Annotated in this window: 14 protein-coding genes; 5 read left to right on the top strand and 9 right to left on the bottom strand. The window is 61.6% G+C overall.

Translation table 11 applies throughout. The annotated features are described in order from the left end of the window. Positions 1-5: 5 nt before the first annotated feature. On the top strand, positions 6-1,943 hold the full coding sequence (locus JWQ81_RS27290; protein ID WP_297545949.1) for an ABC transporter ATP-binding protein: 1,938 nt from the start codon (positions 6-8) through the stop codon (positions 1,941-1,943). A 216-nt stretch (positions 1,944-2,159) separates the two neighbouring features. On the opposite strand, the gene JWQ81_RS27285 is transcribed toward JWQ81_RS27290, so the two are convergent. Together JWQ81_RS27285 and JWQ81_RS27280 are read right to left on the bottom strand one after the other, a co-directional pair. Then, positions 2,160-3,011 (bottom strand): hypothetical protein, encoded by an 852-nt coding sequence (locus tag JWQ81_RS27285; RefSeq protein ID WP_297545917.1) that lies wholly within the window; start codon positions 3,009-3,011, stop codon positions 2,160-2,162. Positions 3,012-3,014: 3 nt separating this feature from the next. Beyond that, positions 3,015-4,766 (bottom strand): AAA family ATPase, encoded by a 1,752-nt coding sequence (locus JWQ81_RS27280; RefSeq protein ID WP_297545916.1) that lies wholly within the window; start codon positions 4,764-4,766, stop codon positions 3,015-3,017. A 134-nt stretch (positions 4,767-4,900) separates the two neighbouring features. Between JWQ81_RS27280 and JWQ81_RS27275 the strand changes: the two genes are divergently transcribed. Next, positions 4,901-5,365 (top strand): FxsA family protein, encoded by a 465-nt coding sequence (locus JWQ81_RS27275; protein ID WP_297545914.1) that lies wholly within the window; start codon positions 4,901-4,903, stop codon positions 5,363-5,365. A 170-nt stretch (positions 5,366-5,535) separates the two neighbouring features. Here JWQ81_RS27275 and JWQ81_RS27270 read toward each other — a convergent pair whose 3' ends face one another. Next, positions 5,536-6,000, bottom strand: coding sequence for a very short patch repair endonuclease (locus JWQ81_RS27270; RefSeq protein ID WP_297545912.1), 465 nt, complete (start codon positions 5,998-6,000; stop codon positions 5,536-5,538). Positions 6,001-6,083: 83 nt separating this feature from the next. Between JWQ81_RS27270 and dcm the strand changes: the two genes are divergently transcribed. Next, entirely contained in the window at positions 6,084-7,361 is a 1,278-nt protein-coding gene (dcm, locus tag JWQ81_RS27265) for a DNA cytosine methyltransferase (protein WP_297545910.1), read from the top strand. A 1-nt stretch (position 7,362) separates the two neighbouring features. On the opposite strand, the gene JWQ81_RS27260 is transcribed toward dcm, so the two are convergent. The 4 genes from JWQ81_RS27260 to JWQ81_RS27245 form a co-directional block, all read right to left on the bottom strand. Then, positions 7,363-8,316, bottom strand: coding sequence for a NaeI family type II restriction endonuclease (locus tag JWQ81_RS27260; RefSeq protein ID WP_297545908.1), 954 nt, complete (start codon positions 8,314-8,316; stop codon positions 7,363-7,365). A 49-nt stretch (positions 8,317-8,365) separates the two neighbouring features. Beyond that, positions 8,366-9,937, bottom strand: coding sequence for a DEAD/DEAH box helicase (locus JWQ81_RS27255; protein WP_297545947.1), 1,572 nt, complete (start codon positions 9,935-9,937; stop codon positions 8,366-8,368). 255 nt (positions 9,938-10,192) lie between these two features. Then, positions 10,193-11,632, bottom strand: a complete 1,440-nt coding sequence (locus JWQ81_RS27250; protein WP_297545906.1) for a transcriptional regulator — start codon at positions 11,630-11,632, stop codon at positions 10,193-10,195. 48 nt (positions 11,633-11,680) lie between these two features. After that, the gene (locus JWQ81_RS27245; RefSeq protein WP_297545904.1) at positions 11,681-12,325 is read right to left on the bottom strand and encodes a hypothetical protein; all 645 of its coding nucleotides are present in this window, start codon (positions 12,323-12,325) and stop codon (positions 11,681-11,683) included. A gap of 477 nt (positions 12,326-12,802) precedes the next feature. On the opposite strand from JWQ81_RS27245, the gene JWQ81_RS27240 reads away from it, so the two are divergent. Further along, positions 12,803-13,453 (top strand): hypothetical protein, encoded by a 651-nt coding sequence (locus tag JWQ81_RS27240; RefSeq protein ID WP_297545902.1) that lies wholly within the window; start codon positions 12,803-12,805, stop codon positions 13,451-13,453. Between the two features lie 348 nt (positions 13,454-13,801). After that, positions 13,802-14,020: a hypothetical protein gene (locus tag JWQ81_RS27235; protein WP_297545900.1), complete on the top strand. Its 219-nt coding sequence runs from the start codon at positions 13,802-13,804 to the stop codon at positions 14,018-14,020. 60 nt (positions 14,021-14,080) lie between these two features. Here JWQ81_RS27235 and JWQ81_RS27230 read toward each other — a convergent pair whose 3' ends face one another. Together JWQ81_RS27230 and JWQ81_RS27225 are read right to left on the bottom strand one after the other, a co-directional pair. Then, a complete protein-coding gene (locus JWQ81_RS27230) occupies positions 14,081-14,626 on the bottom strand; it encodes an SCP2 sterol-binding domain-containing protein (protein WP_297545946.1) in 546 nt (181 codons plus the stop codon). A gap of 127 nt (positions 14,627-14,753) precedes the next feature. Beyond that, positions 14,754-15,425 (bottom strand): SCP2 sterol-binding domain-containing protein, encoded by a 672-nt coding sequence (locus tag JWQ81_RS27225; protein ID WP_297545884.1) that lies wholly within the window; start codon positions 15,423-15,425, stop codon positions 14,754-14,756. Positions 15,426-15,470 lie beyond the last annotated feature (45 nt).

Raw genomic sequence — 15,470 nt, 5'->3', positions numbered from 1 at the left:
AATTCATGCGTGGCCGCGGGCGACGTGGCCGCCGGGCGGTCAGCGTGCCGGACAGTGGGCTGACCGGGCCGATCGACATTCCTGAACCACAACCCGAGCAGCAGCCCAAGGACCTGCGCTCGCGGCTCAGGCGCCTGCGCGAATCCGTTGGCGGCACCGTGCGCGGGCTGCCCAAGGTCGCGCGGCTGACGTGGCAGGCGAGCCCGTGGCTGACCATCGCGATCGCTCTGGTCACGCTGGTCTCGGGCCTGCTGCCGACGGTCACCGCCTACGCCGCGAAGCTACTGCTCGACGCCGTAGTCGCGGCGATCCAGCATCGCGGCACGAAATCCGAAATCGTCGGCGTGGCGGTGTTCCAGTTCGGCCTGTTCGCGCTGACCGCGATCGCGACGACGTTGACGACCATCAGCCAGGCTCTGTTGCAGGAGAAAATGACGCTGACGATCCGCCACCAGGTGATGGATCACGCCAGCAAACTGCACCTGTCCTACTTCGAAGGCTCGGAGTCCTACGACCTGCTGAGGCAGGCCTCCCAGGAGGCGCCGACGCGGCCGCTGTCGATGATGACCTCGGCGTTGGGCCTGGTCAGGACCGCGATCACGTTCAGCAGCATGATCGCGCTGCTCGTGTCGATCAGCCCGCTGCTCGCATTGGTCGCGCTGCTGGCGCCGGTGCCGGCGTTCATCTCGCAGTCGAAGTACGGCGCCCGCGCGTTCTGGCTGACGTTCATGATGTCGCCGATCAAACGCCGGATGGACTATCTGAACTCATTGGTCACGACCGATACGTACGCCAAGGAAACGAAGCTGTTCGGCCTCGGCCCGTACCTCGTCGACCGGTTCTGGAAGCTCGGCAAGGTTTCGTACCAGCGGCAGGTCAAACTGACCAGGAACCGGAACCTGAGCGCGACGGCGTGGGGGATGCTGAGCACGGCTGTCGGCTCTGGAATCGCGCTGTATATCGCGTTGCAGGCCGTCGACGGCAAACTCACGCTGGGCGACCTGGCGCTGTACACGGCCGCGGCGACGTCGGTGCAGTCGTCCGTCCAAGGCCTATTCACGGCGTTCAGCGGGATGTACGAGAACAACCTGTACCTCGACAACCTGTACAAGTTCCTTGACACCGAACCCGAAGTGAAGGCTCCGCCGGAGCCGCGCCCGCTGCCCGAAATCGTGCGCGGGCACATCGTGTTCGACAACGTTTCGTTCGCGTACCCGGGCTCGGACGAACGCGCGCTCGACGGCGTGAGCTTCGAGATTCTGCCCGGCGAGACGATCGCCGTCGTCGGGCGCAACGGCGCCGGCAAGTCGACGTTGTTCAAGCTGCTGTGCCGGCTCTACGACCCGACCGACGGCCGCATCCTGCTCGACGGCATCGACATCCGCGAGTTCGACCCGGACGAGCTGCGCCTGAAGATGAGCGCGATGTTCCAGGACTACGTGACCTACCAGGCCACCGCGGCGGAGAACATCGGACTCGGTGACCTGCGACGGCTTGAGGACCGTGAGCATATCGAGTACTCGGCCCGCCGAGCCGGCGCCGACGAACGCATCGAGCGCCTGCCGAAGGGCTATGACAGCCCACTCGGCCGCTGGTTCGACCAGGGCGTCAGCCTGTCCGGCGGGGAGTGGCAGAAGATCGCGCTGGCGCGTGCGTTCATGCGGGACGCCCCCATCCTGATCCTCGACGAGCCGACGTCGGCGCTGGACGCCCAAGCCGAGAACGACCTGTTCTCGCGGCTGCGTGAGCTGTCCGCCGGCCGGACCACGCTGTACATCTCGCACCGGTTCTCGACCGTGCGGCAGGCCGAGAAGATCCTGCTGTTCGCCCACGGCAAGCTCGCCGAGGCCGGCACGCACGAGGAGCTGATGGTCAAGGGTGGCGACTACGCCACGCTGTTCACCCTCCAAGCCGCCGCCTACCTCGACGAGGTGCCTGGGTAAAGACCCCTCGGGGCCACCCTTGTGGCGTTCAACGCCACGGGGGCCCCGAGGGAACGTCCGCACCGGCTCACCTGAAGCCCGGCTGCCCGATCCGCTTCGTGATCACCCGGACAGCTTGAGCTCCGACCATCCGAAGAAGGCCAACAAAACGCCGCCGACCACCCCAGGGCGGTAGCCGTACTTCTCCAGTACGGATCGGCGGACAGCGTGCAGCCGTCATTCGTGGATGAGGCCGAGTTCGGTGAAGGTGGTGAGGCACCAGGAGAGCGCCGTGGCCAGGTCGTTCCAGCGCTCGTCCGATGAGGACAGATACGGGAACACGTAGGGCTCGGTGATCTCGTCCGGCAGGTCGGTGGGCTCGCAGGCGTACGGCGCACGTCCGTAATTGCGGGACATCATCGCCGTGGCGACCTCAGCTGGTTGGGCGTCCCAGACGCCGAGCCACAGCCGCCGCAGCATGGCCGGGTGGGCGACGGCGAAGATCAGCCTGCCGATGTCGAACGGTTCACCGGCCTCGATCACCCTGGCCACCCCGTGGAAGCGTTGTTCGACCTCGGGCAGGTGCAACCAGCCGGTGAAACCGGACCAGATCTCCACACTGTGGCCCGCGTCGATGATCGCGGTGCAGAGGGTGGCCAGCGCCAGTCCCCGGTTGATGATCACCTGGTGTTCGACGGTGTGGACGTAGCCGGCGGGCACCAGGAAAGTGATCACCTTGCCCCGCCGGGACACCTCACGCGGGACCGCGTCGACCATGCATTCCGGGATACCGGACAGGTACGCCCCGACGTCGACTTCGGAGCCGGTGACGTCCCAAGTGGGTTCCAGCATGACGACGCTGTCGGAAAGCCCGGCGGCATCCCTGAGTTGCGCGACGGTCACGTCGGCCTCCTCCAGCGCCAGCGGCCAGCCGTCGATGGCCAGTTGGACGGCGTCTTCCCAGGACGCGCCCGCCCACGCTGTTTCGGCGGGGTCCCTGCTGTCCGCGCGGTCGGTGGACGGCGGCGCAGTGGCCGCGTCGATGAAATCCCGCCAGGAAAGCAGCGGCGGCAAGGAAAGAGGGAGCACGGTTCAGTCCAGCCCGAGCGCTTTGCGGTGCGCGGCGGAGAGGCCACGAATAACCCGCCACTGCATCACCTGCTTCAACGTGGCACCGGCCGACAGCAGTTTGGCGCCGTCGATGCTCGCTCTGGGCGAGAACAGAATCGGCAGATTCTTCTCCGCGGCCGCCTTACGAAGTTCCCGAATCTTGGCGAGGAGGTCGCGCACGCCCTTTTCGTACGAAGGCGCGTGCCGCAGGGCGATGCGTTCCTCGAGCTTCTCGTCGATCTCCACGTCGATGACCACGAACCGGTCGAGCGTGGCCGAGTCCAGTGTTTGCCGTCCGGCGTACTGGCGGTCGCCGCCGGCGCCGTAGGTGTTGCCGGTGGCGACGAGGCGGAAGTCCTCGTGCGCCTCGACCATCCCGTCCGCGAACGCGCAGGTGCCCAGCGCGAGCGCCTGGTTCAGCTCCGCGAGCAACCCGGGGTGGCCGTTGTCCAGCTCGTCCAGCAGCATGACGCCGCCGTGCTCGAAGGCCTGCCGGAACGGGGTGTCGTGGTAGTTGCCGTGCGCGTCGTAGTAGCCGAACACCTTGCTCATCGGGGTGGTCGGCCCCAGAGACAGTGCCTGGAACGGAATGTCCAGTGCCAGCGCGGCATGTTTGGCCAGCATCGACTTCCCGGTCCCCGCCGGGCCGACCAGCAGCACGTGGCAGTGCGCGTGCAGGGCCACCAGCAACTCGGGCAGGACCTCGTGGGAGTCGGTGCCGACCTCGACCCGCTTACCGGTCGGCAGCGTCACCATGACGAGGTTCGGGGTGAACTCGGCGAGCTTCCGGTCCACGGCCTCGTTGACGGACTTGCCGATCGCCTCGCAAGCCTCCTGCTGCGCGCTGTCAACGGCGTCGCGGATCTGCGTCACGGTGTCGGCGACGGCGGCCTTCACCACGGTGGGAACGGCCTTGTCGGTTTCGCGGTCGACGGCCTTGGCCGCGCTGACCCGCGCGTGGTTGGCCACCAGCTCGCGGAGTTCCGCGACGTCGGGGGTGAACCGCTCGACCGCGCGGCGGGCAAGATTCGGGAGGACGTCACGTGCCGTCGTGGTCACGGCCTCGGTCAGCGAACCGCGGACGGCCTCGACCGCTTCCGCCACCGCTTGCGGTGCGGCGTCCGCGACTGCCTTGCGAACCGCCTCGATCACCGTGTCGGAGGCCCCGCGCACCAGCTCCGCCCGGATCTCGTCAGTGTCCGGCGTGGCCTCGACGACGGCGACCCGGACCGACTCGGGGATCATCCGGCTCGTCTCGCGTTCGATGACCTCGGCGACCGCGCCGCGCACCTGCTCAGTGCCCTGCTCGACCACGGCCACCAGGGCGTCCGCGGTCCCGCTGCGGATGAGGTCGGCCAGGTCGGCCGTGGCCGTCTCGACCAACTCCGCGCGCACCTTCGCCGGATCCGGGGTCGCTCCCCGCACCGCGTCCGCGGCCAACTCGGGCAGCAACCCGTTCGCGGCGCCGGTGACCAGGTCCCGCGCTTCGGTGTCGAACGCCAGCCGCAGCTCTTCCAAGAGCCTGGCCCGCGCTTCGGCCGGATCGGGGGTGGACGCCCTGACCGCCATTTGGGCGAGATTGGGCAGAATCGCCTGCGCGTGCTGGTGGATAGTGGCCGGTAGGCGGCCGTGCACCTCGCGGGCGACCTCGTCCAGGAGCCCGCTGCGCGTGAACACCTCACGAGCTGTGGCTTCGGAGATCTCGGCGAACTCCTGTTTCAAACTATCCCGCACAGCCCCTCCAGATGGGTTCCGCCCTACGCGGATGTTAGGGAGGAGGAGCCGGGACCGGTCCCGGCTTGCAGCTTCCGGCCAGACGCCCGGAACGGCTCGGGAGCAAATCAGACAGCTCGTACGTTGAAGGATGTATGGCTGTCGCGTTCTTGCTCTATGTGGTCGCCGAGGTCGCCGCCATCTGGGCCGTGGGCTCGGCGGTAGGCGTGCTCGGAACAATCGCCCTGCTCATCGGGGGCGCCATGCTCGGCTCCTGGCTCGCGCGCCGAGAGGGTGTCAAAGCCGCGCGCGCGTTCGTGGAGTCCGCAAGGCTCGGCCGCAACGGTCAGGCCGAGGTCACCGACGGCATGCTCGTCGCGCTCGGCGGCGTGCTGATCATGGTGCCCGGCTTCGTGAGCGACCTGCTGGGCCTGCTCCTGCTGCTCCCGCCCACCCGGGCCATCGCCCGCAAGTCCTGGCTCCGCCGCGCCGAAAAGCGCGCCGTGATGTACGCGAACCGCGCCCGTGGACCGGTGATGGTCGTCGACAGCGAGGTCGTCAGCGAGGACAAGTCCCAGCGCCCGCACCCGGTCATCGAAGGCACCATCGTCGAAGGCTGATCACCAGCCGAGCCGTCGGTACCCCAATCGCGGACCGAGCTACATACCAAGATCCAAAAGCAGAACACCTCATCAGTGACCTCCGCCCTCACCAAGCCGGGCAAAACATCGCGACACGAGGCAAGCTGCGTACCGTTCTTGACCCATAGCCGATATGATCGAACATGTGTTCAGCTTTGATCGACGGCATCCGTCACCGCAGTCACCGCGTCAGGCAGCGGCATGTGCTCCCAGATGCGCACGACCTGCCAGCCTGCTTCTTTCAGTGCGGTCGTGACGAGTTGATCGCGATCCATGTTGCGACGGAGCTTGGGCGTCCAGTACCACTCGTTGCTAGTGGGCTGACGGCCATGCTGCGGACAGACATGCCAGAAGCACCCATCGACGAACACCGCGATCCTTCGTGCGGTAAAGACGATGTCTGGCCGAACCCGGACGCCACCCTCGAGCACCAGCGGCAAGTCCTTGCGGTATCGATAACCCAGCCGGTGCAACGCCTTGCGGAGGGTGACCTCAGGCTTGGTGTCGGTTCGCCGATTGGCACGCATGTTGCGAGACCGCCCCTCCGTGGCCGGAGCAGGGTACAGACCTCGCTTATGAGCCACGTCACGTCGCTCACGGTTCAGCTCACTCATACCACCCGACACCCTTACGGAAGACGTGGGGAAAGATACCCCCTCGACAGCCCGCGTACCGTGCCACCCTCGGAGGACCAACCATGAGTGAGACCTTCGAGGTCATTGAGATCTGCGCTGGAGCAGGCGGCCAGGCCCTCGGCCTGGAGAAGGCGGGCTTCACCCACAAGCTCGCAGTCGAGCTCGACGCCAACGCCTGCGAGACGCTGCGAGCGAACCTCCCGAATGGAGTCGTTGCCGAAGGTGACGTCGCCGATCGTGACACCTGGAAGCCCGAAGACTACGCAGAGGACAAAGAGAACAACGTTCGTCAGGTCTCGCTACTTGCGGGCGGAGTACCTTGCCCTCCCTTCACCATCGCCGGAAAGCAACTCGGCGCCAACGACGAGCGAGATCTTTTCGCCTGGGCCGTCGAACAAGTGGAAGTTATCAGGCCGCGAGCACTTTTACTCGAAAACGTTCGCGGCTTGAGCATGCCACGATTCGCAGGATACCGCCAACATGTTCTCGACCGCCTTACTGAACTAAACTACGTGGCCGAATGGAAACTACTGCATGCCTCAGGCTTCGGCGTTCCCCAACTCCGGCCACGATTCGTGCTCGTGGCTATGGAAGAGAAGGATGCGAAATACTTCTCTTGGCCAGAAGAGTCCAACGAATATCTAACAGTTGGCAAAGCGCTTGAAGAGCTTATGAATGAAAATAAATGGGCACAACTGAAGGCCTGGGTAAAAAAAGCTGACAACATCGGGCCCACTATCGTCGGCGGATCCAAAAAGCACGGCGGGGCCGATTTAGGTCCCACTCGAGCAAAAAAGGCATGGCAGCTTCTAGGTGTTGACGCGCACGGCGTAGCGAATGAGGCTCCTGGCCGAGGCGACAAATTCGACCTTGACGTTTGCGGGCCAAAACTTACCAATAAAATGGTTGCCAGGATCCAAGGGTGGTCATCGGATTACCCTTGGAAATTTACTGGCAAGAAGACGTCGCTATACCGGCAGATAGGAAACGCATTTCCTCCGCCAATGGCGCACAAGATCGGCGAATCCATAATAAGCGCATTTAAGCACGAAGAGATCGCACAAAAACGTGACGATGTCAGCCATGATGCTATCTACAAAGCACTGCGCGAGGCTGGCGATTTCATCGAAGCTACCAACCTTATCAAATCGGCAAATCTAGACATTGAGGTGACCGACCTGGAAAATCGCGTAAACCTACTCCGTCAGGACTTCGAGGTTGAAATCGAAGGCCGAGGCCGGAAAACTTTCTATAAGCTCGGAGACTTCAAGGCATTTACCGGCCAGAAGGACCACGCGCGACACGAAAGTTTCCTCAAGAACCGAGCGAAGATAAGCTAACTCATACTTCCGGGAGCTTCGGCACAGGCTCCTCTGGGTCCCCCTGCGCGGCGAGCGTCCAGCGCTGGCCGTCGAGTTCAGCCCACTGCCGGCCACCACGTTCAGGCTTCCACTTCACCAGACGTGCGCTCATCGATTCCCCACTCCGTAGTTCTGGCAACTCCAGCGATCGACCAACCCGGTTATGGTTGGCATAGTGACCTAGGACGACTATGCCCCGGTGCTGCAGCCGGGATCGGGAGCCACCGTTGTAGCGCACTCGCTTCATGTAGTCCTCCTGCATAGCCACTGTTGCGACTACGGCGCGACTAATCCGGACGCCTTGCGCCCGAATGAACAGTTCATCAACACGCTGCTGCCCAGACTGGGACGAAAAAATGGCCTTAATATCACCGGGTGGAAGCCTAAGTAGTATGTTCTGCTGCAGTGGCGCATCCCGAAACAGCCAACGCACTGCCTGGCGACCTCTATTGTTAAGCGTACGCTTAGCGTCCCGATTCCCGCCGGCGTTCAGCAGTTCAGGCAGAGCACGGACGAGCCCAACAGACCACAATGACTCCTCATCGCTGGCCCACACGACCAACAGCAGTTCACCTACTGCCTCAGGTGGGATCATCCACCCAGCTCGACTCTGCGAGAACTTGCAATCAACTTCACAACCGGCGATTTTGTAGTCCATACGGAGGCCATCCCCGAAAACAAACTCTCGCTGGAGATTGATCTCGATCAGAGTCCCGGCATGCGTCTTCTCGGTTTTGAATAGCTGGCCCCAACGGAAACGACCTGTATGCTGCCCATCGAGCAACATGTCAATGGTCCGTCGAACAGCGCTAGAGAACCGGCCGCCGTTCGGATCCAGATTCAGTATCGCCGCAGCAACGGCTTCCAACTCTGCGTCCTGCGGCCGCTCCTCCAACCGAAGCGTCGGCTGGTACGCGGGAATTTCATCAGCCAAGGTATATCCTAACATTCGCAGTTCAATACCTAACTAGAAAATCACCGAACTACTCGTCATAACGCGCACCTATTTGCCCTAGTACTGCTCTAAGGTCGCCCATATCCATTCCTCCGGCGAACGCAGGCTCATTTTCTGGGTCACCTAACTGCTGAACAGACGGATCATCTAGAATCTTTCCCATGAAATCCAACTTCTCTTTCAAACGCAAGGCCACGATCTCATCAACTGTTCCCATCGCAGTGAGCACAGTTACTCGAGTCTCGGTACCAGGCTCAAGCCCGAGGCGATGAATCCGGTCGAGGCTCTGGAGAAAACGGCCCGCTTGGAAATCACGGTCGACATACACTGCATCATGGCAAACCTGATGAAGGCTGATGCCTTCACCCAAGGTGGCGGGATTCGATATGAGAACTCCACAGCGAGGGTCCTCACGAAACCTACGAAGTTCTTCTGCGCGATCGGCGGTACCGCCGTGAACTACGGCTGGATTGAGATCCTTCAGCAACACCTCCAGAGACATAATGCTTCGCACGAAGCTCGCCCACACAAGGGTCTTTCGACCCTTTGCAGCGTTTTCAGCAACAATCGCAAGAGTTTCTCGGTACTTAGGTGGCATCTCATACTGCGGAAGCCTCCTCAACAGCGTATACAGCGGATCACCCTGCGGCACCTCAAGTGGCGGCACTTGGAACGACAAGGGCTCGTACCTGGATGCACCTTCGGTGAGAAGTGCCGGGCTGGTCGCCGCCATCAGCAGCCGGAGTACCGCCTTCCCTAAAGCCTCGAAATCTGATCGGCTCTTTGCCGCCCTGGCCGAGAACTGACCAACCATCGCATCGTAGATCTCTCGGTGCAAACCTTCGAGTTCGATCTTTCTGACTCTAGTCTCCACGGGTGGGAGTCCTAGTTCCAGCTTGGTTGTCCTGGTGTAGAGAGGTTCCAGCACACGACTGGCGTAAGCGAGATCCCCACCGCCCACCGCCTGCTTGACTACCCGGCGTCCACGGCCCGGCCAAACAAAAGAGAGCAGGCTCTCCAGATCCTTTGCTCCGTTGGGTGCCGGCGTGCCAGTAAGAATCATCCGCACTGGGCTGAGCGGTCCCAACGACATACATGCGGCCCCATAGATCCCCGCGGAGCCAAGCTTCATCCGATGTGCCTCGTCAAGAATCATCATGGTAGGAGCTGTCTCAAGCCGGATAGCAAGCCCGGCTAGGGAGCGATGCAGCCGCTCGTAGTTGACCAGCAGAACGTCAGTGGAGGCGGGAAGTCGCTTCTCGACGATTCCCACGCTGAGCGGCCTACTGAAACATATGTCGCTCTCGTACTGCCAAGCCTCGTAAGCAGACTTTGGGCTCACAACAAGTAACCGAGAAACGAGCCCACGCTGGCGCAGTGCAGAAAACACGGCTAGTGCGACTCTGGTCTTACCAGCACCCGGGACGCTGAAGTTTGCACTATGCCCCAGCGATAAAAGATGTGCAATATCTCGCTGCTGAAAGGCGGTTAGATCTCCACACCAGTCCCCACCGAACATGTCTGGCAGGTCAACTGGTTTGACGCGCCCTTCATCCGCGCCGGCAAGGAAGTGCTCAACGCTCTCGGCATCGTTCAGCATGTCCACGACGACCGAGCGGAAGGGTTCCTCCCACACGACCTCACCAGAATCAGGCCAGATTCCCAGTGCGTCCAAGCTAGCGAGGAACACCTCGAGCGGGATCGACGCCGTGAGGAACTCCGTCAGACCTCCACCTGGGAATCGCTCCAGTAGACGAGCGAAATCTGATTCGAACTCTGGCGACACACGTAGCAGCGCCTGAGTTCGAGTGACATCGAAGCCGATAGTAAGACTGGCCTCCGGCGCGGCAGACACTCAGGGCCTCACGGTTAGGGCTTCAAGCAGCCAGTTAACGCCGTCGCCCGGCGCAGCGATGGTTCGCCGGGTCTCCAATGCTAGCGTTCTGAGACTCTCCTTGAGTTTAAGAACGGCTTCGTCGAACGATTCTTCATCCAAACTTCTTGTCCCACGTGATAAGACCAAGTCGGTAACGCACTGATCGATGTCCTGACAGGCATCCAACAGCCGCCCGGGGGCTGCCTGCTTGCGCTTTCGAATTCTCTCATCCTTACCAGCGGGCTCAAGTGCCTCCCCCATGGCTTCTCGCAGGCTATTCCATTTTTGCGACGCGTCGGTCACCACCGCGCTAGGCAGGGACGACGATGATTCCGCTACAGCTTTTGCTTTCAGGATCGAGTCGGTAAGCGCCTTGGCTGCGGCGAGCTCTTGCGACGCTCCCTTAACAGAACGACCCAGCCCTGGGATTGCAACGGGGGCGGACTCCGCAACGTGGGGACGCAGTTCCTCGGGAATCACCTTGGCAAGATAACGACTCTGGAATTCTGGTTCGATGAGCCGAACGTCTGTCTTCGCGTAGTCAAGCATGATCGCAGCCAGCCGTGACTCCTTGGTCAGTTCAGCCTTGTCTGAGTCAACCGCCAGATCCTTCATATAGCGTCGATGCAACTCTTTGAGTCGTTCGCTTCGCTCCTCGAAGGCAAGCAGTGAGAGCTTAATCCCTTGAGCTTCACTTCTTTCGATCATAGACCTGACACAGGAAAGCACCCACTGGTCTTGCTTGCAGGAGGCGACTGTAGTGCGGAAGGTAGCCGCGATTACACCTAGCGGAACGCCTTGAACGACTAATTCATCGATAGCCAATAGCCGGTTGATATACGAGTAGTCCCGCCGATGATCCCGGCGCAGCTGAAGAGATAGCTCAACATTAGTAATATCGGTCCAGCTACATGACTCAGGAAGAACAGCGAGCCGCATACTTTGAGCTGGTCCGGAAATCTGCAGCAGTGCAGCACGGCGAGTATTGCCGTTGACAATGATCCCATCACGCGTGACCAGCCCTGGATCGCTCTGTCCGTACTCCTTAAGGCTCTCCGCCAAGCCTTCAAATTCCGGATCTGGCTTTGACGGATCCGCGGGCAAGGCTTTAAGCAGATGATCCAGGTACTCCTGGCTCTGCGGACTCCAGGGGTCCACATCTAGGAGAGTGTCCTTCGCCGGATCGTGACTACGCTGTGCCCGAACGCGGTGCGTTGCCGGGTTGTAGTAAAGATTGCCGACAGGAAGATGGATAACATCGAAATGTGCTGGCTGCCCTCGCCAATCGACGGTCAGAGTCTCCCGCGCACCGTCCGCACCCAGGGCTTCTTTAAGCCGGGTTTCAACCAACGATTGATTCTCCGCCGCGCGCGGCGGCCTACCATAGTCCGTCGTCACAATTCTCTCCTGTTGCGCCATGCCGATCTCCGCCCCGGATCTGCATCGATTAGGACTGTAGCCCCTACCTCAGCTCGGCTTAAGATTGTCGCTGACAGCAGCACGGGCCTCCGCGGGAAGGGACCTGTAGTCACTCCAAAGCTGCTCAACAGCACTGAAGTCGCGCTTGTCCGCTACCACCCAGCCGGCAAGCACTCGACTTTCAAACTCACTAAGAGCCTTCATGTTCCGAAGCAACGAATCAAGGTCAGCGACAAGTTCTTTGCCACCCACCCTGCACCTGTTGCACTCAGTAACGAGCTGAACCTCCGTTGCCCCGCCGGGAAGCCTGACCTCCCGGCGAGCTATGTCAAGCTGCGCCGTCTCGTAGGTGCCGGCGTAGGTTTGCCCAGGTGTGATTCCGCAAGATCGACACATGTTGCCGTCTGCCGAAATCACCTCACGGCGCCGTGCAGCTCCCAGCGCAGCAGACGCACCCGTCCGGATCGCCTGCCCCTTCTCCCACACTGGGAGACCTGCCTTAACAAAGCGATGCTGGTTCATGTCCAGAGTCGGATCTTCGCGGTTAGTATCGATACGCCAGTCGAAATCACGCAAGTCACGCATCCGCCTGTCGATCTGCGATACACCTGGAAAGGCTTGCCGTAGTTCATCCTTTGTAAATTCATGTCCTTCACCAACCTCTGCGAGCAACCACAACGCTACACGCTTCATGGTTCCCAGCATCGGCTTGGGATCCCTCCAGGATGGACGCATGCGGTCCCCTTCCCTGCGATCGCTTCAGGCGGAATCAAGAGAGCGCCGCCCGCCGGGTGCACACATCCCGCCACGAGCAACCTCCCCCTTTATAACACGGACTCTCGTTACCTTCCAGCAAAGAAGAATCATTACATTATAGGTAGTGACTACATTAAATGTAGGGATTGTTGCCTATTTATTCGGTAATTATTGGTACTGAATCGATCCAGGAGTAACACGTAGATTTTTCGACCCCGCTTCGCCGCCTACGCCCCCCTGTTGCTCTACAGTGGCTTCACGGTGCGAAAGCACTGAAGCACGCGAAGGTGGCGTAGCCGTCTTCGTCGACAGAGAGGGGTTGCACCGGGGATGCCGTCTATTGGCCAGCTGGGAGCCGTATACCCAGAAGGGATCTCACCGAGGGAGAAAGCCCTGGCAGAAGCAGTGAAAACCGTGTATTACCAGTTCAACAGAGGACCCCTGTACGAGCACGCCAAACGGCTTCGCAGCTCAGAAGCGTCTCTGTCTCACTGGCTGCACGGCCGCAGGATTCCGGCGGTCAAGACCCTTACGCTGATGCACGAGCTAGCAACAAAAGATTTACTCAGCCGCGGTTCAATGGATACACCGTTGCCCCTGGCCGACCTGCTCATGCTGCGCGAAGCAGCCAAGTTTGGCAACAAAGTCTACCTATGCCGGAACTGCGCATCGACCATGACGGCGTCAGAATTCCTGACGGCGGCAGAGGATCCGGAAGTGGACCGGCGCAACGCAGATGCGACCAGCACCAACGTCCTCGACCGGCGCAACAGTCCACACTCGCCAATGCCGCCGCCAGGACTCGATATCGTCCTGGTCTTACTGAATGCGGGAAAACTGCAGGACGCGTTCAGTCTTCTTTGGGCGGCAGGCGGTGAGCTCACGACCGCTGAGGTAGCTGGGGCCGCGCAGTTCTTCACTGACGCCCAGTTGCCCGATGCGTCGGATCTGCTCCTGCGCAGCGCCCGCAGAAGGCCTCCCGACGAAGTTCTAGGCATCGTGAGGTACCTGCTGCACGCTGACCAGCGAGAAGGCGCCAAAGTCTTGGTTGGGGAGGTGATGTGAACTGACGGTGACGAACTGGTGTGCCTGAGCTTCGTCAACCGAAGTCGATGTGTGTACGACCCAGGAAGACGACTAGAGCCACGCTGGTCAGGAGAGGCTGAACGTTTGCCAAAATGCACCACCCCGCGAGAGCGCCTTGAACCGCGTACCACGACTTGCTGCATGCAGGTTGCACCATCCAACCGACCCCATTTCAGGGGAAGACCCCGCCGGACAGGGCTGCAAACCAACGCCGGCGGGCCTTCCCCCTTCAGAACATCCCCACGCGACATCAGTCCACGAAGGAGTTCCTACATGCATGGTAATCGCCCGTCCTCTGACTCGCCTGCGGGTTCTACGCCCAACTGGTTGGGGCGACTGTTCGACGGGGTCCGCGGACAGAACGTGAATCGCCACTCGCGGGGTGTTGACGGTGAGAAGCGCCATCGGTCCCACTACCGAAAGCTCGCCTTGAAATCCTTCGTTGCCGGAGCTGCCCGCGCGGCCGGCGGCATCGTAATCAAGGGCGGCGTGATGTGGCTGTTGATCTCCCTTGGCGCTGCGGGCTGGATCGCGAAGTACATGTGATCCGCTACTAACCAGCTGCTGGGCGGCAAGGGCGTACTGCCCTTGCCGCCCAGCCTAGAGTTAGCCGGGTTTTGGGATGTCGAAGTAGCTGGAGAAGCGGACGGCTGGGGTGTACTCGCCCTTCACCTTCACCTTGCCGGTGACGAACATCGCGGCGACGGCGGCGTTGCCGGTGGCCATTCTGATGAAATCGTCCACGGAAAGGGTGAGGGTGGTGTCGGGGGAACGGGCCAGGTCGATGCTGGAAACGCAGACGCCGTCCTCGATGACGGTTTGGAAGCGGTCGAAACCGTCTTCGCCGGTGCCGCCCAGGAAACGCCATGAGACGACGAAATCGACGTACTTGGCCTTTTCTGGGAGAAAGTGCTCGGACATTCGGCGGAATATCTCGTCGAGGAAGACCGACCGGAGTTCGGCGTGGTCGGCGATGGCCTTGATCTGGTCCTTCGACGCGCGTTGCACGAGGTCCACCAGTATCTCGGTGGACAGTGAGCTCAGTTCGACGCCGGCGCCGACGGTGCCCAGCATGTGCAGGGTTTCCAACACTTGCACGAACTGTTCGACGCTGAGCTTGGTCAGGTCGAGCTTGTCGGCGAACCCGTTGATGACGTGACCGGAACCGGATCCGTTCTTCCGCGATTCAAGGGTACGGGAGAAGCGGAAACGTTCTCGCCATCTTCGCGCTGAGGGGTTCGGTCGGGGTTTCGGGGACACGGGAAACGAGTCTACCCAGTCATCCTGGCTTGGGGAGGTCGAAGAAGCCGATCAGGCCAGCCGCGAAAGCCAGATCGCCTTTGATTTTGATCTTTCCGGTGACGAATAGCACGGCCGGTGTGGCCTGGTGGGTGATCAGTTTGAAGAAGTCGACAGGGCCGACTGTGATGGTGACCCGCGGCTTCTCCCGCATCTCGGTACCGACCGTGCAGCTGCCGTGCGAAATGACGGTCTCGTACCGGTCGTAGCCGCCCTCACCGACGCCACCGGAAAGCCGCCAGTGCACCACGGCGTGGACGTTCCGCGCACGCTCCGCACGGATGTGTGCGCCCATGCGGGCGAAGATCTCGCCGAGCAGCCGCTCTCGCACCTTCGGCTCTGCGACGACGCCTTCGAGCTGCGCGCGCGACGCCGTGGCGACCAAGTTTGCGAAGTGCACCGGGTCGACCTTGCCCAGATCGAGCGACGGCGCGCCTTCGGCGACACGGGTGAGCGCGGCGAGAAGGCGTCGGAAGTCGTCCTGGCCGACGTCCTTGAGCTTGATCCTCGCGGCGAGCTCGTTGACGTCGATCGTGCTCGCTTCGACACCGGCGGGATCGAGCCGCTCCAGCGCGTCGATCAGCGCGGTGCCGGTGAGGCCGCCGAAAGCGGCGCTCGAATCGGTACCTTGCACTCCGGCACTGTCGGCCATGGTCCCCTCCCACCTCGAACCTACTCGACCGTAAGGCTACTCTCC

The sequence above is a fragment of the Amycolatopsis sp. genome, from assembly GCF_025464955.1.
Lineage (GTDB): Bacteria > Actinomycetota > Actinomycetes > Mycobacteriales > Pseudonocardiaceae > Amycolatopsis.
This window is presented reverse-complemented; position numbering and strand designations above follow the sequence as displayed.

Coding starts and splice junctions, on each gene's coding strand:
- JWQ81_RS27275 (WP_297545914.1), top strand. CDS start 4,901: ATGGCTGTCGCGTTCTTGCTCTATGTGGTCGCCGAGGTCGCCGCCATC.
- JWQ81_RS27270 (WP_297545912.1), bottom strand. CDS start 6,000: ATGAGTGAGCTGAACCGTGAGCGACGTGACGTGGCTCATAAGCGAGGT.
- JWQ81_RS27245 (WP_297545904.1), bottom strand. CDS start 12,325: ATGAAGCGTGTAGCGTTGTGGTTGCTCGCAGAGGTTGGTGAAGGACAT.
- JWQ81_RS27255 (WP_297545947.1), bottom strand. CDS start 9,937: ATGCTGAACGATGCCGAGAGCGTTGAGCACTTCCTTGCCGGCGCGGAT.
- JWQ81_RS27225 (WP_297545884.1), bottom strand. CDS start 15,425: ATGGCCGACAGTGCCGGAGTGCAAGGTACCGATTCGAGCGCCGCTTTC.
- JWQ81_RS27290 (WP_297545949.1), top strand. CDS start 6: ATGCGTGGCCGCGGGCGACGTGGCCGCCGGGCGGTCAGCGTGCCGGAC.
- dcm (WP_297545910.1), top strand. CDS start 6,084: ATGAGTGAGACCTTCGAGGTCATTGAGATCTGCGCTGGAGCAGGCGGC.
- JWQ81_RS27250 (WP_297545906.1), bottom strand. CDS start 11,632: ATGGCGCAACAGGAGAGAATTGTGACGACGGACTATGGTAGGCCGCCG.